Origin of the sequence: Streptomyces sp. NBC_00076 (assembly GCF_045041235.1) — a bacterium.
GTDB lineage: Bacteria > Actinomycetota > Actinomycetes > Streptomycetales > Streptomycetaceae > Streptomyces.
The window spans coordinates 10,907,027-10,927,931 of the sequence record NZ_CP108242.1 but is presented as its reverse complement, the minus strand read 5'-3'; the positions used below and the strand labels follow the sequence as shown (position 1 = coordinate 10,927,931).

The 20,905-nt window shown below is 68.0% G+C and carries 15 protein-coding genes, 1 tRNA gene and 1 pseudogene; 6 read left to right on the top strand and 11 right to left on the bottom strand.

Annotation, left to right across the window (positions count from 1 at the left end):
• Position 1 precedes the first annotated feature (1 nt).
• Both OHA64_RS49000 and OHA64_RS48995 read right to left on the bottom strand, forming a co-directional pair.
• Positions 2–1,171: an exonuclease SbcCD subunit D gene (locus OHA64_RS49000; RefSeq protein ID WP_405606283.1), complete on the bottom strand. Its 1,170-nt coding sequence runs from the start codon at positions 1,169–1,171 to the stop codon at positions 2–4.
• Positions 1,172–1,547: 376 nt separating this feature from the next.
• Entirely contained in the window at positions 1,548–3,374 is a 1,827-nt protein-coding gene (locus OHA64_RS48995) for an ATP-dependent nuclease (protein WP_405606285.1), read from the bottom strand.
• 390 nt (positions 3,375–3,764) lie between these two features.
• Between OHA64_RS48995 and OHA64_RS48990 the strand changes: the two genes are divergently transcribed.
• Positions 3,765–4,874: an ImmA/IrrE family metallo-endopeptidase gene (locus tag OHA64_RS48990; protein ID WP_405606287.1), complete on the top strand. Its 1,110-nt coding sequence runs from the start codon at positions 3,765–3,767 to the stop codon at positions 4,872–4,874.
• The gene (locus OHA64_RS48985; RefSeq protein ID WP_405606289.1) at positions 4,871–6,097 is read left to right on the top strand and encodes a hypothetical protein; all 1,227 of its coding nucleotides are present in this window, start codon (positions 4,871–4,873) and stop codon (positions 6,095–6,097) included. The genes OHA64_RS48990 and OHA64_RS48985 overlap by 4 nt, the downstream gene beginning before the upstream one ends.
• Here the strand turns inward: OHA64_RS48985 and OHA64_RS48980 are convergent, their stop codons facing one another.
• The 7 genes and pseudogenes from OHA64_RS48980 to OHA64_RS48950 all read right to left on the bottom strand — a co-directional run.
• Positions 6,098–6,727: a hypothetical protein gene (locus OHA64_RS48980; RefSeq protein ID WP_405606291.1), complete on the bottom strand. Its 630-nt coding sequence runs from the start codon at positions 6,725–6,727 to the stop codon at positions 6,098–6,100.
• A 508-nt stretch (positions 6,728–7,235) separates the two neighbouring features.
• Positions 7,236–7,309, bottom strand: a tRNA-Met gene (locus OHA64_RS48975).
• Between the two features lie 62 nt (positions 7,310–7,371).
• A complete protein-coding gene (locus OHA64_RS48970; RefSeq protein ID WP_361059423.1) occupies positions 7,372–7,944 on the bottom strand; it encodes a transcriptional regulator in 573 nt (190 codons plus the stop codon).
• Positions 7,944–9,527, bottom strand: a complete 1,584-nt coding sequence (locus OHA64_RS48965; protein WP_405606293.1) for a helix-turn-helix domain-containing protein — start codon at positions 9,525–9,527, stop codon at positions 7,944–7,946. Before OHA64_RS48965 ends, OHA64_RS48970 begins: the two co-directional genes overlap by 1 nt.
• Positions 9,524–9,811 carry a helix-turn-helix domain-containing protein gene (locus OHA64_RS48960; RefSeq protein WP_405606295.1) on the bottom strand — a complete coding sequence of 96 codons (288 nt, stop codon included), beginning with the start codon at positions 9,809–9,811 and terminating at the stop codon, positions 9,524–9,526. The genes OHA64_RS48965 and OHA64_RS48960 overlap by 4 nt, the downstream gene beginning before the upstream one ends.
• Before the next feature lie 116 nt (positions 9,812–9,927).
• Positions 9,928–10,329 (bottom strand): hypothetical protein, encoded by a 402-nt coding sequence (locus tag OHA64_RS48955; protein ID WP_405606297.1) that lies wholly within the window; start codon positions 10,327–10,329, stop codon positions 9,928–9,930.
• Between the two features lie 197 nt (positions 10,330–10,526).
• Positions 10,527–11,000 (bottom strand): annotated as a pseudogene (locus OHA64_RS48950) (DNA helicase); the annotation flags it as partial.
• Positions 11,001–11,168: 168 nt separating this feature from the next.
• Here OHA64_RS48950 and OHA64_RS48945 point away from each other — a divergent pair.
• Entirely contained in the window at positions 11,169–11,933 is a 765-nt protein-coding gene (locus OHA64_RS48945) for a hypothetical protein (protein ID WP_405606299.1), read from the top strand.
• A gap of 378 nt (positions 11,934–12,311) precedes the next feature.
• On the opposite strand, the gene OHA64_RS48940 is transcribed toward OHA64_RS48945, so the two are convergent.
• Positions 12,312–16,676: an NACHT domain-containing protein gene (locus OHA64_RS48940; protein WP_405606301.1), complete on the bottom strand. Its 4,365-nt coding sequence runs from the start codon at positions 16,674–16,676 to the stop codon at positions 12,312–12,314.
• A 420-nt stretch (positions 16,677–17,096) separates the two neighbouring features.
• Here OHA64_RS48940 and OHA64_RS48935 point away from each other — a divergent pair, with 420 nt between their 5' ends.
• The 3 genes from OHA64_RS48935 to OHA64_RS48925 all read left to right on the top strand — a co-directional run bounded on the left by OHA64_RS48935 (position 17,097) and on the right by OHA64_RS48925 (position 19,294).
• A complete protein-coding gene (locus OHA64_RS48935; RefSeq protein WP_405606303.1) occupies positions 17,097–17,312 on the top strand; it encodes a hypothetical protein in 216 nt (71 codons plus the stop codon).
• A 211-nt stretch (positions 17,313–17,523) separates the two neighbouring features.
• Positions 17,524–17,886 (top strand): hypothetical protein, encoded by a 363-nt coding sequence (locus tag OHA64_RS48930; RefSeq protein ID WP_405606305.1) that lies wholly within the window; start codon positions 17,524–17,526, stop codon positions 17,884–17,886.
• 94 nt (positions 17,887–17,980) lie between these two features.
• Positions 17,981–19,294: a hypothetical protein gene (locus tag OHA64_RS48925; protein ID WP_405606307.1), complete on the top strand. Its 1,314-nt coding sequence runs from the start codon at positions 17,981–17,983 to the stop codon at positions 19,292–19,294.
• A 433-nt stretch (positions 19,295–19,727) separates the two neighbouring features.
• Here OHA64_RS48925 and OHA64_RS48920 read toward each other — a convergent pair whose 3' ends face one another.
• Complete coding sequence (locus tag OHA64_RS48920) at positions 19,728–20,756, bottom strand: hypothetical protein (RefSeq protein WP_405606309.1); 1,029 nt, start codon at positions 20,754–20,756, stop codon at positions 19,728–19,730.
• Positions 20,757–20,905 lie beyond the last annotated feature (149 nt).

The following is a 20,905-nucleotide window of genomic DNA, read 5'->3' as shown; positions in this document are numbered from 1 at the left end:
GTCAGACGGATTCCTTCTCCTGGGCGCGCACGCGCATGTCGTCGACGGCCTCTTGCAGGAGGCCTGCCTCTGCGGTGGTGGGTGGGGTGCCGCGCACGGCGGTGATGAAGTCGTGGGCGATGTCGAGGTCGCCGCGGCCGCGTACCCGTTCGCGGTAGGTGGGGCTGTCGGTGGCCTGTGCCGGGATACCGGCGGGCACGTGCCGCATGTCCAGCGTCTTGGAGAAGCGCTGCCTGAGGCGTGCCATCGCCTCGTACGGCAGGGCGGTGTCGGTGAGAGTGACCTGCAGCCAGGCTTCGCTGAGCTGATCGTGTGCGGGGTCGGTCAGCAGGTCCTCGATGCGGCCGGTCAGCCGGGCCAGCGGCAGGTGGAGGCCGGCCGGGATGTCATGGCGGGTGACCGTGGGAGCGCCGTCGGCCGGCAGGTCGGCCAGGGTGAGGGACTTGGTGTGGTTGGTCTCGGAGAAGGAGTAGGCCAGCGGGGAGCCGCTGTAGTGGATGCGGTCGTTGACGCGCTGCGGGCGGTGGAGATGGCCCAGGGCGGTGTAGTCGATGCCGTCGAAGAGGTCGGCACCGGCGTGGGCGACGCCGCCGACGCTGATGTCGCGTTCGCTGCTGCTGCTGGTGGCGCCGGTGATGAAGGCGTGGGCGAGGACGACGGAGCGGGTACCCGGGCGGGTGGCGAGGTCGGCGCGGATGCGGTCCAGTGCCGAGGTGAGCACGGCCTGGTGGGAGGCTGTCTCGGCGTCCAGCTGGGTGCGTACCAGGGCGGGCTCGAGGTAGGGCACACCGTAGACGGCGACGGGGCCGTGCTCGTCGTCGAGGAGGACGGGGCGGGCGGCGTCGGCGGGATCGGTGCGCAGGTGGACGCCGGCTGTGGCGTACAGGCCGGAGCCGGTGCCGAGGCGGTGGGCCGAGTCGTGGTTCCCACTGATCATGACGGTGGGGATGCCGAGGTCGGCGAGCTGGTGCAGAGCCCGGTCGAACAGGCGTACCGCGTCCAGGCTCGGGATGGCACGGTCGTAGATGTCGCCCGCGATCAGCAGGGCGTCCACCTTCTGGGTGCGGGCTGTGGCGCAGATGTGGTCCAGGACCGTGCGCTGGTGGTCAATCAGATCTTCCCCGTGGAACCGGCGGCCGAGATGCCAGTCCGAGGTGTGCAGGAACCTCATGGGCACAGACCGTAACCAGTGCGGTGGGAGCTACGGGCGGTTTTCCCGATAAACGGTCTTGTTTCAGAGGCTTGGGGACACGTGAGGGAAAGGTTTCTTCGTCTGCGCTGCCGGGTGGCGGAGCCGGACGCGGCTCGCGGGGTGATTGTCAGTGGCAGGAGGCAAGATAAGCAGTGGGGGAAGGAGGATGTGATGTCGTTATCGCGTTCTGCCAGGACCGAGCACACGGTGGCGCCCGGGGGCTGCCGGTGGTGCGGAATCGAAGCCCGCGCTCACGCGCGGCAATGGACTGCGGAGGCCGGATGGCACGCCTGGGCGGCGCCGACCGACGAGCAGCGCAAGGAGCGCATGCTGCAGCGGCGAACGCAGCAGCAGGTCAGCAGGCGAGGGCCTGCACCTCGGTGAAGATGTCCCGTAGCTGCTGGGGGACCTCTTCGGGAGTGGTGAGCATGGACACCAGTGCGTAGAGCATGTCGGCCTTGCCGTTGGGGCTGCTCTCCTCGGCCTGCTGTTTGATCATATAGAGGATGCGCTCGCTGAACTTGCCGCCCCGGTGCTCGGTGAAGTCGTCGGCGCTCCAGGACCGGCCCTTGGGGCGGGGCCAGTGGGCGTTGGCGGCAGCCGCCCACTGGAGGTCGCTGAAGAGCTCCTCCAGCTCGTTGTAGCCCTCGCTCTCGCCCACGTAGGAGACCTGTTTGGTGAGGTCGAGGCCGGCCTTGATGAGTTTCTCGGTCTTGAAGTGCTTGTTGGCGCGGCTGTCGGCGTCGACCATCAGCATGACGGTGCGGTGGTGCTTGACGAGGTAGCCCGCGAGATGGAGTGCTCCTTCGTTGTTGTCGCAGGCCCACAGGGCGATGCCGGCCGCCTGCAGGGGCAGCCCCTGCGAGAGGCGGAAGAGCAGGGGCACACACTGCTGCTCGGTGGGGCCCTCGACTGCCAGGAAGCAGCGTTCGTGCAGCAGGACGGAGTTGCGCAGTCCCACCGCGGCGGCGATCTGCCCGAGGTGGAAGTCGATGCCGTCGTGGGTGTCGTCGTCGAGGCGCTCGACGAGGGTGCGGCCGCTGTCGCTGAGCTTGAGGTGGACGACGTCGGCGATGTCGACGCCGTCGATGAGGTTCATCGAGTGGGTGGCGACGATGACGCTGACGTGGGGCAGGGCGCACTGCTTGCGGATGATGTCCATGACGGTGCGCTGGTGGCGGTAGTCGAGGTGGGTGTCGGGCTCGTCGTAGACGACGATGGTCTGCGTGGGCTGCGGCTCGTCCTGCTCCCCCGCCGCGGCGAGTTTACTGCTCTCGAGGAGGCTGCTGGTCCACTCCCACACGGCGAGGGCAATGCGCCGGGTGCTGCCCTGGCCCGAGCGGGTCAGGTCCACGGGCTCGCCGTCGGCCTTGGAGACCTCCAGCGGCGCCCTTTTGAAGCCGCCCTTGAAGGAGACCTCGGGCTTGACCTCCACGCCGACGAACTCGTGGCAGTGCTGGCGGATGTGCCGGCACAGGGAGTCCGCTTCCTTCTCCAGCCGCTGCGTGATCTCCTTCTCGATCTCACGGACCTGTCCCTGGAGGGTCTCGTCCTCCAGATGGGTCTCGTAGCAGCTGCTCAAAGCGGTGCGCACCGCGTCGTCCGGGCTCTCGTCCTTGCCGCCGAACGCCAGCAGCCGCGGCAGCCGGGTCTCGAGTTCTTTGGGCAGCGGCTGCCACTGGTCGGTCTGCGGGACGGTCGCGGCGTGTGCGGTGAGCGCGGCCAGCAGGTCTTCCTTCAGCGTGCCCGACGGGACGAGGCCGAACTCGGCGACCAGTTCGGTCAGGTCCTTCTTCATCAGCCGGCCCAGGCCCTGCAGGCGGCTGTCTGCGGGCTGCGATCCGAAGAACTCCCAGCACGCCGCCTCGCCGACGCGTGAGCGGCGCCGGATACGGACCTCGGCCGGTAACAGGGCTGCTGCGGCCTGCTCGGCGGTGTCCAGGCGGAAGACACCCTCCACCCATGTCTCCGCGCAGCGCTGTCCCTTGACACCCTCGTCCTGCTGGTAAGTGCGGTCCTCGTCCGTCAGACGGTGCTCGCCCAGCAGGAAGGCCAGCGCGGCCAGGACCGCGCTCTTACCGCCGTCGTTGCGGCCGGCCAAGATCGTCGGGCTGCTGACCGGGATGTCCTGCACATAGGTCAGCGAGCGGAACCCGCACGCGGAGAAGCTGATGAGGTGCACGGTCGAGCTGCTCCGTATCTCCCCGCTCCGCCGGGCGACGGGCAGGGGTGTGGCGTGCGGGCGTTACGCGTGCGGATGAGGCGCTTGAGGCCTCGGCGCAGGCAGTCATCCTAGAGGCACGCACAGCAACCGTGCCCCGTATTGCGCCAGTTAGCGTCTGGGCGAGGGGAGGCTGGACCTCGACTCCTGAGGGCGGAACACTGCATCCCGCAAGAGCCGGGAGCTGCACCGGCACAGCCTCAGGGAACGTATTTGACCAGCGTGAACCCAGAATGCACGGTTCCACGCATTGCGCCCCCTCTTCTTGACCTTCTGTCATTTTTGTCAACTTCGATACATGGAGGAATATTTGAATCTAATCTTTTGAGGTCTGATCTGAGGTGGTACGACGTGAGCGACGTACGTCCGGCGCAGCCGGGGATGCTGGTGGTGGCCCGGGAGTTCCGCGGCATGACGCAAGCCGACGTGGCTGAGGCGATGGTGAAGGCCTCCGGCGGTGACGTGGCGGTGTCCCAGGGGTATGTGAGCCGCGCCGAGAGCGGCCGACTGGCGGTCTCGGGAGAGCGGCTGGAGCTGTACGCGGCGGCGCTGGGGTATCCGCCGGATCTGCTGTGTCTGGATCCGCAGGTGCACGGGATCGGCGTGGGGCTCGTCCACCACCGCAAGCGTGCGTCGTTGACCGTCTCCGCCCTGCGGCGCCAGCATGCCCATCTCGCCCTGACACGGGTGCAGTTGCAGGGCATCGCGGCGTGCCGCCCCGGTCTCGGCGTGCGGGCTGCGGCCATTCCCCCTGTCGAACTCGACGCCCTGACCACGGCCAAGGACGCGGCCCGGCAGGTTCGCAAGGCCTGGGGCATGCCGCCGGGCCCGGCGGCGGACATCACCGCATCGCTGGAGGAGGCCGGGGCCCTGGTGGTCGCGCGTGATCTGGGCAGCGGCCGACTCGACGCGGTCAGCCAGTGGGACGGAAAGCAGCCGCCGCTCATCCTGGCCAACGACCACGCGCCCGCAGACCGCTACCGCTTCAGCCTGGCGCACGAGCTGGGGCACCTGGTCCTGCACCAGTCCCCCGGCGACAGCGCCCTGCAGGAGCGGCAGGCCGATGAATTCGCCGCCGAGTTCCTCATGCCCGCGCGTGACATCCGCTCCGCCTTCACGCCTCGCGTCGACCTGGAACTCCTGGCCCGGCTGAAGCGGGAGTGGAAGGTGTCGATGGCCGCGCTGCTACGCCGGGCGCAGAGTCTGAACATCGTCACGGACTGGCAGTACCGCAGCGTGATGGTGGAGATGTCCGCGCTGGGATACCGCACAGCCGAACCGGTCGAGATAGACCGGGAACGGCCCCGGTACGTCCCCTGGCTGATCCGCTCGGCTCTGGCCGCAGGGATCAATGAGGAGGAGCTGGCCCGCTGTGCGCGACTGCTGCCCGAAGACTTCCAGCTGCTGTACGCCCCGCGCGAAGACGCGGCGGTGAATTCCGCTTCGAAGGTGAGGCCATGACTGAGTCGTTCCCCTCCCCGCGCCCGGGCGCCGGTTCCGATCCCGCGGAGCCTCCCGACCCGCCTCTGACCCATCAGCCCTCTGTACCCGGGCAGTTGCGGGGCCGGATGCTGCTGCAGGCCGGGGTCAGCCGGGTCGGTTACATCCGCGCACAGCTCGATCCGGTGCGCAGCGGGCTCGTCGTCAGCGGTCCCGGGGCGGCGGCGAAAGTCCGCAAGCTGCGCGAGGAGGGGTTCACGGGACCGCTGCTGGCGGATCCCGCCGTCTACACCGTGGCGGCGGCCAGTGAGGATGACCCTTTCCCCGACGTCTCGGAAGGCCAGCTGGCCTTCGGCGACCCGCTGAGGCTGTCGATCGAGGAGCAGGTGGGCCACCGTGCGGGCGCGACGGCGGCCATGACGCCCACCGGATATCTGCACGCGGAAGACTCCGACGCCCTCAAGACCGCCGTCCACCAGGTCCTCAAGCTGGAGGACCCTAACGTCTTCTTCAGTGTTCCCGTGGACGTGGGGTGGCTGCGCGACGACGCGGTCGGGCAGCTGATCGCCTGGCTCAATGTCGTACCGAACCCCAAAGCGGTCATGCTCGGCGGGCAGATGGACCCGCTGGCCGGCTTCTCCCAGGCAGTGGGCAACCTCAAGCGGCTGCTGGCGGAGGTACCCGGAACCGCGCTGCTGCGTGCCGACCTCGCGGCGTTCGGGGCTCTGGCCCACGGGGCGGCGTTCACCGCCTTCGGCGCCACCAGCAGCGTGCGGCACATCGTGCCGCCCGGCCAGGCGGCCAAGCGGTCTCCGGGCGGACCGAACTCGCCCTCCGTGCTGCTGCCGGAGCTGATGGACTTCTTCCTCGGCGAGACGCTGGCGAAGAGGTTCGCCGCCGGCCTGGCGCCGGTGTGCCGGTGCGCGGCCTGCGACGGACTCGTGCTGGACACCTTCGTCAGCAATCACTGGCAGGTGCCGGCTGCCGCCCACAACGCGGCGGTGCTGATGGAGTGGCTGCGCAGCATGGACGCCGTCGAGCCGGCCGGACGGCCCGCATGGTGGCAGCAGCGCTGCCAGCGGGCGGTCGACCGCTACCCGGTGGTCAACGCCGAACTCGACCATCCCGGGTTCAGCGCCTTCAAGGTGCCCCAGCAGTTGCTGCAGTGGGCGCAGGCCTCTGTCGCCCCGCAGGCTTCGTCGACAGCCCGCCCGGTGGCGGGCGTGGAGCGCGGTGAGCCGTGACTAGCCGATGCGGCGGTGGAACTCCTCGGTGAAGCACCACGCCGCGGGCGTGTGGCGGCGCGGGGTGTAAGGCCGGGGCTCCAGCAGCAAGTCCACGCTCTCGCCGTCGGCCACCAGGATGCCGATGCCGTAGAAGGCGGCTTCCATCAGCATCTCCTCAGCGGCCGGTAGAGCGCTATCCAGCAGCAGGGCGCGCCGGCAGAAGGGGGCGAAACGGCCGGCTTGCTCCAGCCCTCCGCGCCAGCCCGCGGCGCTCGCCCGGACTACGGCGAGATCAACGGTGAGCGGTCGCACCGCGCGACGGGTGACCTCACGGCGGTCGGCCTCGGCCGCACCGGCCGGAAGCCGCCGTACCGCCGAACGCAGCCGTGCGGGCAGCGACGCCAGTGCGACGGGCTCATCTACGGGCAGCTCCAGAAGGGTCTGCAGCGCATCAAGACTGTCCAGGCGCGCCGCTGACACGCGGGCGCGGCGTGCGCATTCTTCCTCGTCAAGCCGGTAGAACAGCAGCGCCTGACTGCCCATCAACTGGAGCGAGACAGACAGTACGGCAGGATCCAGCAGGGCCGCGGAGGCTGCGCGTACCGACGTGCCCACCGACGGGCTGGCCAAGGTCACCATGCCGTTCACCCTGCCTCATCCGACTTCAGCCGCACCCGGCGGCCCCGACTATCCCACCCGATGGGGCACGGCCGCCTCGTCCAAACGTTCCAAAAACGCACCCAATCCCTGCCACAGTGCTATGCCGCCGACCGCACGGCAGAACTACCGCTGTTCCCCAGGACACCAGGCCTACGGGGCCGTATGCCGCGCGGCCAGGTGGACCACGGCGCAGGTCCCGCACAGCACGGCGGCTCGGTGACGGGTATGGGCAGACCAGGACCTGCTGCGAGATCCCAGCGCGGACCGCGCACATGGCAACCCTGCACTGTGCGCAGACGCCAACCACTGCGATCCGCGCACCGTCACCGACGACTCCCCTGTTCGCCGCAGAGAGTCCAGCGAGAACGGCCTGAGATCGATCACCTCGGGCAGGCAGCAAGGGCGGCCGGGCCTCCTGCTGGGCAGGAGGCAGACGTGGGCTTGCGCCGGGAACGCAAAAGAGCCCGGATCGTGTAGATCCGGGCCTCTTCGGCAGTAGCGGGGACAGGATTTGAACCTGCGACCTCTGGGTTATGAGCCCAGCGAGCTACCGAGCTGCTCCACCCCGCGTCGGTGATCCCCACCGTACGCCATCCCAGCAGGCGCCGAAGACCACCTTCCGGCGCAGGGCTCTACGCGGCGAAGCCGACGTTGGTGACGTACTCGTACTGGCCCCACTGCGAGCCGAGGTCGACGATCGTGTCCTGCCACGCGGCGTCGAGGCTCTGGTGGTCGCCGGCCGCCCAGGAGCCGACGATTCGGTCCCAGCGGCGCACGTTCATCGTCCGGTACTCCACCACGCGCTGCAGCGGCTGCGGCACCTGGGACTGGTTGAGCGGGTGGATCTCCACTCGCGTACCACGTCCGTCGCGGTTGAGGCGCCTGAGGAGATGGCGGGCGACGTTGTGACGGCGCACCGCCCGGTACACCTGGTCGATGCGTTTCAGGTTGGCCTTGGAGGGGCGGCGTTCACCCTCCAGCCAGGCCTTCAGCGTCCGGTGGGTCACTGTGAGTCCGGCGTCCTGCGCTGCCTTCAGGGTCTGGGTCGACTTCGTCAGATAGTGCAGGCGCGCCGTCCATCCGCGCTTGGCGGTCACGGGAGTGGCGATGCCGCCCGCGAGTTCGTCGAGCTTGCGGGCAACGGCGTCGCTGCCCTTGATGCCCTGGGCGCCGAACCTCCCGAAGTCGATGTTCTTCTCCGGCACTACTCCCCCTCTCCTGCGTGCTCACCGGCGTCGGTTCCGGCGGCGTACGTGTCCTTGACCTTGACCTCGGTAACACCTCGGCCTTCGGCGAAGACACGGCGCCAGTCACCGATGACGTGGAGTTCGTCGGTGCCCATCGCCCGGACGACGGCCAGGCCTTCGTCATGGGCCTTGAGCGCCTTGAGCCACAGATTGGCGAAGGCCTGGCTGCGGATGAGGTGCATCCAGTCCGGACGGTAGAGCTCCCGGTTGTAGTTCGACTCCCCCATCGTGGAGACGAACTTCGAGTACATCGCCTTCACGTACTCCAGCGTCACCGTATCGCCCTGCTCGATCGCCGTGTCGCGGGCGTCCTTCAACGCGATGCGAAACTTTTCCAGCAGGTTCTCCGTGGCCCCGGAGGTGTACGACTCGTGGATCTGAGGAGGCGCGCACAGCTGGTGCTTCGGGCCGGACAGGCGCAGCAGGAGGCGCAGCGTCGGCTCGGTGACCCACAGCGGGCCGGGCTCGTCCCTCTGGCCGATCGGGTTGGGCAGCACCGCCTCGTGCTCCCACTCGGGCGGGGTGATCAGGTGGACTCCGGAGCGGCGGCGGTCGTGGGCCAGGCCGGTGGAGTGCTCGAGCTGACCCAGGGGGAGGTGCGTCTTGAGGGCGGATAGGTAGGCGCCGTTGATGTCGAGCGCGGTCACCTCATGCCGGCCGGGCGGGAGTTCGTGACGGATCCACTTGGGGCGGGCCTCCCAGATCTGGTCGGCGCCGCGCGCGGTCTGCTTCTTGAGGATGTCGGGGATCCAGGGGTGCGCGATCACGTCGTAGCGGGCGCCCTTGCGGGTCTCGTCCAGCAGTCGCATTGCGTCCGAGATCGCCCGCTTCAACAGCGCCGCCGTGGCTGCGTCGACGTCGCCCCGGTGCTCGGCGAGCACGCCCTGCACGGCCTCGCGGATCAGGTCGACCGGGCCGGACGGCTCCTGGAACGCGTGGCGGGCCGGGCCCTTAGAACGCTCCGTTGCACGCACCGGACGTGTGGTGCGCAGCGGCGCTTTCGAGGTGTGCGCAGTGGGCTGTTCAGCAGGTGGGGCAGGCGCGGCAGCGGGGGCTCCAGTGGCGGTGGGCCGGCAGTCGGCCGGGGCCAGGTGCTGAGCGAACCCCGCCACGCGCTGTCCGGCCGGACGGCCGCACAGCACACACGGCTCGGGTACGACGAGCAGCTCCACGTCGTCCCCGTCCCCGTCCTCGTCCTGCCCGGGATCCGGCGAAGACGAGGGAGTGACGGTCGCGGCCGTGCCCGACGTGAGGGGCTGCTCCGCAGCCAGCGCCGCCTCAGTCTCGGTGGCAGTCTCGGTGGCGAGCTTGGTGTTCAGCCCGTCCAGCAGGTACGCGTATTTGGTGCGGCTCTCGCCGGCCGGGTCCCGGCCGCTTTCCCATCCGCTGAGGGTTGACGGGCTCACGCCGAGCGCGCGTGCCACCTGCGCCTTGGACAGCCGAGCCCGCTCCCGCAGCTCGCGGCGCACCTGACAGGGCGGGAGTTCGGCCTCCGGGCCGACGGCGTCAAGCAGCGAGTCGATCGCGTCGAAGTCGCTCACCGGCTCGTCCCCTTCGCTTCGGTCCGGACGGAACGGCGCCTGTCGGCCGGCAGTACCTCGCACGCCCTGGTCGGACCCCCCAGCAGGTCCAGCGCGCCGATGCCGTAGTGCTCGGCCAGGACGTCGACGTCGCGCAGGCTCCATGAGATGGCGCCCGACTGCCGGCGCGACACCTGCGTCTGCGTCAGCCCCAGCACCCCCGCAACCGACCGCTGCGAGTCACCCGTCACCTGCATCAACGCGGCCACCGTCAGCCGCAGCGACTCCTCCAAGCTCAATCCCATGCCGCCATCTTACCTGAATCTATGCAACTTTCGCATCTATATCAGCTTTTTACTATCGATGATGCAGGAAAGCTTTCACCGTCACCAGGAACTGAAGGTTCTCGAGCAAGCGAGTGTCAGCAATCCGGGCCGCCCTGATCCCGCGGAATCCGTCGGGCCGCGCGCCGGGCTTCCCGTTTCACCTGGCGCGCCGCTTCCACCGCACGATCAGACAGGCACCGCGGGCACACGAGGTCGACGACACGGCGGCGCAGGGCCCGGCGCAGCCGGAGCCCGGGCGGCGGCGGCCACCCACGGCAGTGGCGGCGCACCGTACGCACTCCGGTGCCCAAGAGCGCCCCGACCACGGAGGCGTTGTCGGCGTAGTTGGCCAGGAGGAACGCCATCTGCGCCCGGTGGCCGGCCGGGAACCGGGCCGCGAACTCGGTCCGCTCTTCCGGCTGGAGGAGCGCGTCGTGGCGTTCGCAGCGCGGCGTCGTCTTGTTGTTCCGGGCGATGCCCGGCGAGCTGATGTTCATAGCTCAAGAAGCCTGCCGGGGGCCGTCTGTGGACAGCGGGCGGCCACTGAGGGCTTCTCGGATGTGCCGTCACCGGCAGGGTCGGCGCCCGTCACACTCGATGCTGCACCGTCCCGGATCATTGCGATCCGTACCGCCGCTCCCCCGTGCGCTCCTTCCAGGCGGAGGCACCGAACGCCCAGAACCCGCCCGGAGTATCACTGTGGTGGCTGGGGACTGGCCGATGCTCCTTCCGGATGCTCGTTGATCCAGGACAGGCCGCCGATGTCGAGGCGGTGCCGGGTGCGGGTGACGGCCACATAGGCCAGGCATGCCTCTTTGTCGTCGATCCGGCGGGCCGCCCCCTGCCCTGTGTCGTGCGGCGGGCCGTCGGAGGGTGGGGTGAAGTCGTCGGCGATCTTCACCTGTGCCCATTCCCGGCCTTTGGCCTTGTGCGCGGTGGAGACGGTTACCTCGGCCTGGCCTTCGGGGGCGAGATGGTCGACGGCGGTCAGGATGGCGTCCGCGCCGTGGGTATCGACCAGGTCGACCAGAGGTTGCAGGTCACGGCCGGCGGGGTCGTAGGCGGCGTAATCCTGCAGATCGCCCCAGGTCGTGAACAGCACCAGTTCGGGATGCGTGGTGCGGCGTCCTTCTTTGAGGTCGCGGGCGGCCAGGGCCAGAGCACGCAGGCCACGCTGCACGGCTACCGGTTGCCGGCCGCCTCGGCCCGCTCCGTTGCCCTGACGCACCTGGCCCGCCACGCCCGACGGGACGTGCTGCCCAGGCATTTGCGGACCTGCCAGTGCCGGGCGCGAAGCTGCTCCTGGCACCCGCGTCATCGCGGCTGCGCCGGCCCCGTGCTCCTGGCGCTGACCTGCGACCGCAGCGGCCGCGTGTGGCGCCTCGCGGATGCCTGCGCCGCCTGCGCGGCCGCCACCACCAACACCGCCGTCGTACCCGACACCCTACTGGCCTCCGCACGCGCGCGGCAGGCCGGTCCGGCAGCCAGGCCCTCGCACGGACCGGGCGAGCGGCTACGCGTCCGGGAGATGCTCACCTACCTCGGAGTGGCGCTGCCCTGCTACTCCTCCCCCGCCGCCCGGCTACTGGCCCTGCAATGCGCCCTGCGCGCCACCGGCCGAGGCCGCGTCCGGCTCCCCAGCGGTCTTCTGCGCAGCATGCGGCTGCACGGCCGTGCCGAACTCTGGAGCGAACTGGAACATGCCGAGTGGCTCCGCTGTTCCCTCCCGCTGCGTCCTCACGTGGAAGCGCGTCTGCTCGACGCGGACATGCAGACCCAGACATCTGGTCGCGGCGCCCGCGCCCGCGCGGCGCACTGGGCCCTACGCCCTGTTCCGCTGGTCGCGCCGCGCGGGATGTCTCCCGCGGTGCAGCTCACCGCTCTGGTCCTGGCAGCCCACACGTCCGACGGCGTCGGAAGTGCGGAACTCGACGTCCTTGCCCGGCTGGGCGGTCAGTCCCCGCAACAGGTGGAGGACCTCCTGGACCAGTTGGTCCGCTGCCGCCTCCTGGCCGCCTGGCAGCACCTCAGGGAGCACGACGAGATCTCCTGGCGCCTCCCCGAACACAGCGCACCAAGCAGCGCCCCACCAGGAAGGTGACCCCGCAGCGGGCCTGTTGTCCCGCTCCGCCCACACTGCCGGGACTGCCTTGCGCTCACCTGGAGGATGAGGTTGGGGGACACTCCTTCGATGCGAGCAGCCGACGCCGGCCCGCACAGGCTCCGTGACCGCTCCCAGGGCCCACGGAGAGGAGCTGGAGGACGGGGCCAAGGTCAAACTCGGGTGTTCTTGTCCAACAGCAAGAGCAGGCACGGGAAGCTCAGTGCTGACAAGGTCGCCGCGCTGGCTGCGCTCGGGCTGGAGTGGGCGAGTACGTAGGACATTCGAGGAGGTAACGACAGTACCTCTTCGGATCCCACGATCCGATCTTCAAGATATATCCATAAATGAGGGCAAAACTGGTCTTTCGGTGGCAACCTATCGTTGGGCCTCGTCCACAGGCGCGAGGTCCGCGGTGAGTGCCAAGTGGTCAATGACGTCCAGGCAGCGGTCGCGGTCAGTTGGACTGCCCTGCCGGTCCAGGCGCAGCAACAAGGGGATGAGGTAGCGCCCGGTCAACCGTGCGTCAGTTCCTTGGGCTGCCGCTTGCTCGCATGCCTCGATCGCGGCCGGGGGCAGGCTGGTCTGCTGGTTGAGGGTGTTGAGGAAGGTCCTCTTGTTCTTTGGGAAGGCCTTGCTGCGGGTGAATGTCTGGACGAAATCGTTCAGGGCAGCCGCTTTCAGTTGCTTGATATTGAAGGTGGCTCTGGCTGCGCTGTCACGGATGGTGGGGTCGGTGTCGTTGAAGAGGTCGGCCAGCCATGGGAGGGAGAGCTCTGGGTGTTGGGCGAAGACCTGGGCCGCACCGTTTCGTGCGGGCTCGCTCAGTTCCTGAACCGTGGCAGGGAGGTCTGGTGTCAGGACTCCCCAGAGCGCGAGGCAAGCCCAGGCCTGGCCGCCGCTGTTACCGGCATCCGCCGGAAGCGACAAGGCTTGGAAGAGGTGAGGGCTGAAGCGGGACGTGTCTTGTTGCAGGGCCGAGATCAGCATGTCGCGCACGGTGTGGGCACCATAAATGTCCGCGGCAGTGGAGGCCAGTAGTTCGTCCGAGAGATCCATGGCGGTGTCGGGGCTGTACTTGCGGAGTGCATGTACCGGCTGTGCGGCGCAAGCCCGCACAGCCGGTGACGGATCCTTGGCCAGACGCTTCACAATCGGCGTCAGTGCGGACAGGTGCTGCTCTCCCTGCCACAACAACGTTCCAGCCACACTTGCGACCTGTCCTCGGTTGGTGTTGATCCCTGCAGTGACGAGGTTATCGGTCGCGGTGTAGCCGTCGCTGGCACTCTGGTCTTCGGAAAAGATGTCGAGCAGTCTGACGAGGGCCTGGTTGGTTCTGGTGGGGTTGGACTCGATAGCGCGGCAGATCTCCGGGATGCTGGATGGACCGACACACTGGTAGGTGTGTGCACACAGCTCGGCAAAGACGTTCGCGTCCAGGGACGGCGCGTTGGCGTGAAGAACAGCGGTGAAATAGACCAGGAGCGTGGTGCTGTCCAACGCAAGAATTAGGCGGGCGAACCGCTGCGGGTCGAGCTCTGCTTGGCGGCCCAACGTCTGAGACAGTGCGAAGGCCCCTCCTCGCCTGCTCCACGGCCCGTTGTTCTCCGGCTTGGCGTAGATGGCCAGGGCCTTCAGCCAATGCTTGTCCTCCATCCGGGCAGCTGCCGCGTCGCTGATGGCCGACACGACATCGCCTACCGCTGAGGATGGCGAGAGAGTCAGGACCCCTGGTGCGTCCCTCCCGAACTTCCTTTCCCACTCCCCCAGCCGTCGACGTACCAGATCCGAGCGGCGCGTCGGGTCTACCGCCGACAGCAGCCGGTACTGGGTGATCCCCAACAAGCCTCGGCGATCGAGGCGAGGACGTTCCCAAGAGGGGAAGTGGCCCAGAAGGGCCGTGACAAGAGAGTCGAGGCTGTCCTTGGAACAGCCGGGAGTTACGGATTTGATCATGTCCCGGGTGGCCCACAAAACATCATCCCAGGTTCCTTGACGGAAACGGTCGTCTGCCAACAGCCACGCCACTGCCTCATCGGGCTGGTCAATGACTGTGTGCACACGCGCCACGATGTAGTTGGTCTCTGGCCCGTTGATCGCCATGAGTTGTTGCAGGGCTCTTCTGGCTGTGTCGGGCTGGCTTGCTGCCAGTGCGCGCAGTGCCTGGTCGAGGCCTCGGATGAGGAGGGATCCCACGTCGTGGGTTCCGAGGTACGGGTGCGCCCAGGAGGTCTTGTCGCCGGACTCCCTGCCGGCCTTCTTCGCAGCGGCGATCTCCAGGACGAAGGGCAGTACCTCAACGACGAAGGTAGCGGGAGCGCCGTCAGCACAGGGAGAGATCACGTCGCGGGCTGTGGGTGTGTACTCAGTGAGGAAGCCCGCCGTGAACGGGTCCGGCTGCCCGTCCCACAAGGCGCGTGCTGCGGCCCGGCGGAGATATGCGCCCAGAATCCGGGTGGCGCTGTGGGGGTCTTGGCCCGCCAGAGAGTCCAGGTTGCTCATGAGAGCCGTGCCACCCGTCTCACGTCCGTGGGGGTCGTCTAGTTCGCCTCGGTCGATGAGTTCCACCACCAGCGGCTCAAGGTCGGCGCTCATGGCCCAAAAGACCAGGCGCTGCAGCCGTTCTCTCCAGACATCTGACACACCGACGTAAGGCTGCACCAGGTCTGAGACCCGCCGCGACCGCTGGCCGACGACGCTGACGAGAAAGTTGAATGCCTCTTCGCCTGTGGCGGGATCTGCAAGCAGGCCTTCCCAGTACTCGTCATGATCGGCGGCATCGAACCACGCGGGTTGTGCAAGAAGCGACCGAATCTTGGGCGCCAGTGGCGAGGGACTCCAGGCCAGGTCCGCCACCACGTTCCAGTCGTCGGATGTGGCATCGATCTGACGCAGGACCGTGATGACCACGTCGTTGATGTGCGGGCGGATCACCTGCGATTCGAGGAGTTCACGGGCATCAGTGCGAAAACGGTTGGGGTCGATCGCCTCAGTGTGCTCCAGGATCTGCCGGGTCTGCGCCCGGCGGAACAACGCCTGTCCGGAGTCCACGAGGAAATCGTGGAGCGTGGTGGTGCCAGTCATGAAAGTGCGCGCGAAGAGGTAATCGAAGTAGGACTCGTGGAAGAACCCGGTGCGGGCGCCGGCCTCCTTCACGAGAATGCCCTCGGACTCAAGGACCCAGAGATCGGCGCGATCGAAGGCGTCCAGTATCGGATCTGGGGCGCTCAGGGTCTCGTTGTCGCTCAGGTACTCCACCAAGGCTCCGGTGATGCGTGACCACGCTGCTGGGGTGGTCTTGGGTTCGAGGGCTCTCCGGCGTTCCTCGGTGAACTGGTCGTACAACTGCTGCAGAGTGCGGTAGCTGCCCGTACGGGCAGCGGCAGTGAGCCGGCTGAAGACGGACAGGTGTAGGGGAACCCTGAGCAGCCGTAGCGTCTGCGAGCTCAGGTTGGCGGGATCGCTTCCGGAACGCAGAAGCACCTCGCGGACGGCATCGTCGGACAGCTCGTCCAGCCTGAACCGCCTGACGCGTTCGGTATGGGAGGCCAGTTCTCTTAGGCGGAAGTCGTGCTCCACATCGACAGTGCGCGCCACCAGCAGCACTTTGACCTTGGGCTCGTAGAGCAGTTGCCCCAGCATTTCGTCCACGGCGACGAAGACCTCGGCCATCCGGCCGCCGTAGGTGCTGACCGCGTCCAACTGGTCGACCACCAGCAGCGCCGGCTGGCCGCCCGCCACGCTCGCCAGGACGACCGCAGGGGAATCCTCCAGGCCCATGGCGCCACTACGGCCCAGGGCGGCCGCGCTCTGCGTGTCCGCGCTCACCGCGCTCATCCGCACGGCGGCCGTATACCAACCCCTCTCCTGCAAGCGCTGCGCGACCTCGCTGACGACCGTGGACTTCCCCATGCCCGCTGCTCCCTCGCACAGGACGATCTGCCGACCGGACGAGCCCGTCGCGGTGAGCAGCTCGACAAGATCGTCCGCATGCGGGCGTGCAGCAAGGCCAAAAGGCACAGGCTGGGCCTTAGCGCTGAAGACGAAACGCTCAACCGTCCCCCGCAGAGCATCCACCGTGGTCGTGTCACCGACCAGGAAACGTCGCCTGACCTTTCTCTTCTCCAGGTAGCCCCACACCAGCGGAGCGGTCAGAACATGGTGGATCTGTTGGTCGAACAGGGCGCGCAGGATAGAGACGACAGCTTCGGAGTCGCCTTGCACCAACGCGGCATAGCTCAAGTTCACGGCCCGCTGGAGCCCTTCCTCCGGCTCATGCAGAACCTCGACCAGCCGCAGGTACTTCCACGCGGTTTCCTGGTCGACATCCGCCCACGCCGCAACGACCTTCGCAAACAATGCAGCGTGCGGACCTGTCCGGCTCTCCTCGAAGTCTTCGAACACATCCGCATCCCGTGCACGCACACACAGGCCACGCAGACTGGGTGCGTCAGTCGCCACGATCAGACGGACCCGCTTGCCCTCGGCAAGCTGCGCCTTGACTTTCCGCAGCACCTCGGCAAGCACACCCGGGGTCCACGCCTTCCCGCTGGCCTTCACCTGATCACAGCACGGACCGTCCGGAAGCCGAATCTCGAACTCAATGCCCTCACCGGCCGCGTTCAACGGCTCCAGATGAATGCTCGATGCCTCTCCCCTGAGCAACCGCGCGACCTGCAGCGCCGTCCACCAATGCTCGAACCTATTGGGGAGTTTGTCCCCGGCCCCACCAGCTGTGACCATCCAGCGCCCCGTAACCCACCGTGAAATTCCAGGCCCAACCACCCGAAAGCCACCACGCTACCCGCCCCCGCCGGCACCCCTGCCAGGAACACCACACCGTGCCCCAGACACCTCATGGTCTGGTCGGTGGCCGATGAGAAGTTCCAGGAGAATCTGGAGGCCGCGAAGGCGTACGAGGAGCACTGGACGCTGTGCGCTTCCCGTACGGCGACCGTGCTGGACCGGCCGGTGGGGCAGTGGCTGTCCAGCCTCCGTCGCCGACGCCCTGGCGGGCCGCCCCGAGTGGGAGACCGCGCTCCAGGAGGTCGACCCGGACTGGAACCCCGAATGGCCGGCCGACTGGCAGCGGCACTACGCGGCCGTACGCGAACTGCTGCGCGACGAAGACAGCCAAGCTGGCCGAACCGACGTCCTGCCGGCATGACCATCCACGGCCAGGACGTCGGACGATGGCTCATCAAGCAGCGCCAGCACGCCACTTGGACGGGGCTGAAGGCCGGGTATCGCAGGCGCCTGGAGCAGCTCGGCATCACGCCACTGCCCCCGCCCGCGGAGGCGGAGGCGGAGGCGCCCACGAAGCCCGCCACAGCGCCCGTGGGGGCCTTCGCGCGGGGCGTTGCGGCCCTGACGCAGTAACGGCCACAAGCTCGACCGTCCCCAGGCCCCTGTAGAAGAGCTGGAGGACGGTCAGGAACACGCGATCAAGCTGCGTTATGGGCGATGAACCTCAAGGGCCGCAGAGCGAAGCTGACCGCCGATCAGCTCCGGAAACCCTCGGGCCTCGGGCTGGCGTGGGCGGCGGAGGAAGCGGCAGCGTGATGACCGGTGTTGCTCTGAGGAGCAGCGGGTGCAGGCGGCCGTACGGCGGCAGCGCCGGGAGATGGACGCGCTCTGGGCGGAGAAGGCCATCTCGGTCGTCCTGGCCGACCCGCAGGTACAGCGGGTGAGTGCGCAGATTCAGGAGGCGGAGACGCAGTTCGGCCTGGAGCTGCGCACCCGCCTCCAGCCCTTCCAGGACCGTTACGACCAAGCCGTGCGCGACGGCGACGCCGCCCGGCTCACCGGGATCTGTCCGGGCAAGCACGGCCGCTGGGGACGGATCTGCGTCCTGGACGACGGCCACGAGACCTCGATGGAGGAACCGCACTGGGGCCGCAACAGCGAGGGCCGGCCGATCGCGTGGGTGGGCAGCGCGCCCGGCGACTGGTGAATCGCTGCTCATCGTCGGTGGAGACCGGATCGCGGCCGGGCACGGGAGTCGACCTTCCGGCCGATAGAGTCCATCTGATCAGAGGGGGTTACTGATGAGCGGACGGTCTGTTGAGCTGCCGGACATCCCGGGGGCCGGCGATGAACTCGAGGACTATGTCGCCGCGCTGTTCCAGGCGTCAGGTCACTACGTGGAGAAGCAGATCGTGGAGTCCGATCCTGCGGACCTCCTGGAGCTTGACATCGTCACCACGGACTACGCGCATGAAGAGGCTGTACGGAGGCTTGTCGAGGTCAAGGGTGGGGGTTGGGGATACACCGATCTCTTCAAGGTCGTCGGTTGGATGCAGTACCTGAAGATTCCCCGCAGCGCCTTTTTCATCACCCGGTGGGACGACCGTGGGACCGCGCCGCGCCGGATGGAGCCCTTGGGGCTGGACGTCGTCTGTTTCGACGACTTCAAGACCGCTCCGGCGTACTTCACGGAGAAGGGCTTCGGAGCGTTCTCAGAACCAGAACTCATCGGGCTGTGGCGCCACTCCTACGGTGTCGAGCGGAAGTTCGTCAAGCTCCTCCACAAGCAGGCGAAGGCGGGAGACGAGGGAGCCCGGGCGGCGAAGACCTACCACCGGCAGATCAACAACGGCACCTTCTTCGCACGGGCCCCGGAAGAGTCCCTGGCGATGTTGTACGAGGCGTACGGCGAGCATCCGAAGCTGACGCGCGGCTATGCCGATGAGCTCGATGGAGGAACGTTCGACCCTCAGTCGGAAACGGCCAGCAGCGTGAGCTACAGGGGCATGCTTGATGGGAAGCGCCCAGAACTGCAGGCCTGCGCGTACCTGGAGCACCGCGCCCGGCTGTCGATCTTGAAGTCGGCAGTCGACTACGCGCTCGCGCATCCCGACGGCGCGCCGGAGTTCAGAATGTCGGAGGACCGAAACGTTTTCATCTTCCAAGGGCTCACTTACCACACCCTGCCGGCGACATTCCACAGCGGCATGGCCTGGCTGCGTGAACAGCCGAACTTCTGTCGCTACGCAACCTTCTGGCAGCAGCTGCTCTGGGGATGGGGCGGTTTCTATCTCGATGACCGGGAAGAGCAGGAGTTCGAATGGATGTCGAGGTACTCCGGCATCCCGGCCGACGAGATCCCAACGGCGCTTGAGGCGTTCGACCGCTTCTTCCCCATCACCGGCAACTGGTTCGTTACGGCTGGAGACACGGACGTCCGCATGGTCAAGATGGTTCCCCTGAGCTTCCAGGGGATTGGCGCCCACCATCGCCGCGTCCAGTACAAGCTGAGCAAGGAGTCCGGCTTCTCCGGGCTGAACCCGAGCTCCCGATACACCGGCAGCGATCTCGGCAAGCGAGTCAACTGCACCGTTGACTTCCTGCTCGATCAATAGCCGCACCTACCTGGCAGCCCGCCCCCGCAGCGCGGGTCCGTCCGCCCCGGGGCGCCTCTCCCCCACCGCGGCAGCGAGGACGCCGCAGCAGGCCGGGCGTCTGCGGGCATCCCCGGTGACGCGCCATCAGCACCCGGGCACCAGGACGCGGGGGTCTACGGTGGTGATCTTGTGGAGGAGGGGATGTGGTGGGCCGACGGGCTGGCGTACGGCTAACAACCGCGGATACCGGTCACTGTCCAGCGGAAACGTTCACGCCGAGTCCGGTAACAGCTGGAGCCCGGAGCCGTTCGCGGGAACACCCGGCGTTCAGCCGGGCGGCGCTGATGTGTCAACGCCGGGGCGCGAGAGACGGTGGGCGGGGGTGATGGGCGTGAGGTTGATGTACCCGTAGTTCCCGGAGCGGCAAACGTGGCAGGGGGCTGCCGGGATGTCAGGCGGTTGGGGCGCGCAGGGCATTGGCGCGGATGGCTGCAGCCCTGATGATGATGTGCTGCCGGATCCGCTCGTATTCGGAAGTCTGCTCCGGGTCGGCGGCGGCTTGGGCGTAGACGTCGCCGGTGAGGCTCTGGTCGATGGCGGCCAAGGCCGCGAGGGCTTCCTCAAGGGTGCGCAGGTGCGCGACGGGTGTTGCGTCAGCGGTGGGTGCCGCGCGCGAAGCTCCACTGTTCGAATTTGATTCAAACGTGAGCGCTCGAATTCGAGCGCTCACGTTTGATTTTTGTTCGACATCTGTCAGCTGGAGTGGGCGGATCTGCCGGTGGCCTGCCATCCGTGGCGCGGGCCTCGGGGGCTCGCGGTCGGGGCCCGGGGCACTTGGCTGCTGTGCCAGCGTGCGGCGGGCAATCTGCTCGATCGCTGTCCTTTGTGCGTCGTTCTGCTCCGGCAGATGCTTGGGAAGGTTGTTCTGGACGACCTTCAGGACTTCTGCGGTGGTCTGGCCTCCGAGTTCAGCTGCGACATCACGGACGACCTCGAAGAGGGTGACTGCGACGTCCAGGCCGTGCCGCTGTTCGGTCCTCCTGGTGACGACCATCTGCGATGGCTTGGGGACGGTGCCGGTCCGGCGGACCGTCTCCAGGGCGAGTGGCGCATGCAGGCGCAATTGGCGGACGTAGCCGGCGGAGCGGCCGATCCTCTCCTCCACGTACGCCGCGAGACTGGCGTGGGTAGCGCGCCACCAGCGACCCCTGGCGGCGCGCTCCAGCCCCTGCGCGATCACCCACAGTGCGGCGTCCCCCGCCGCGAGGGCAGCGCCGATGACCTCCTCGGTCTGCTGCAGTTGCAGTTGCTCGGTCTGCGTCAGGTCCGAGCGCTCGTGTTCCCCCACCTCCCGCACGTCAGCAAGGGCAGGCAGCCCCTCGGCCAGCCGGAGCACCGCCTCCACACCGGACGCAGCAACGTGAGGCCGGGCGTTGCGCACGCGGCCGGACCGCTCCACCTTGCCGGTGTTTCCCGCCATCGTTTGAAGCCTCCTAGACTTCGCAGACTCTCCGCAGGCCGTGATCACTGCGTTGCGGGGCCCAGCCGACGGCGGAGCCGTGCATGACCGGGCTGTCGTGGGCCACGAGCAACGGCTCGCGCCCCGCTGATTGGGTGCGGGGTGCGATC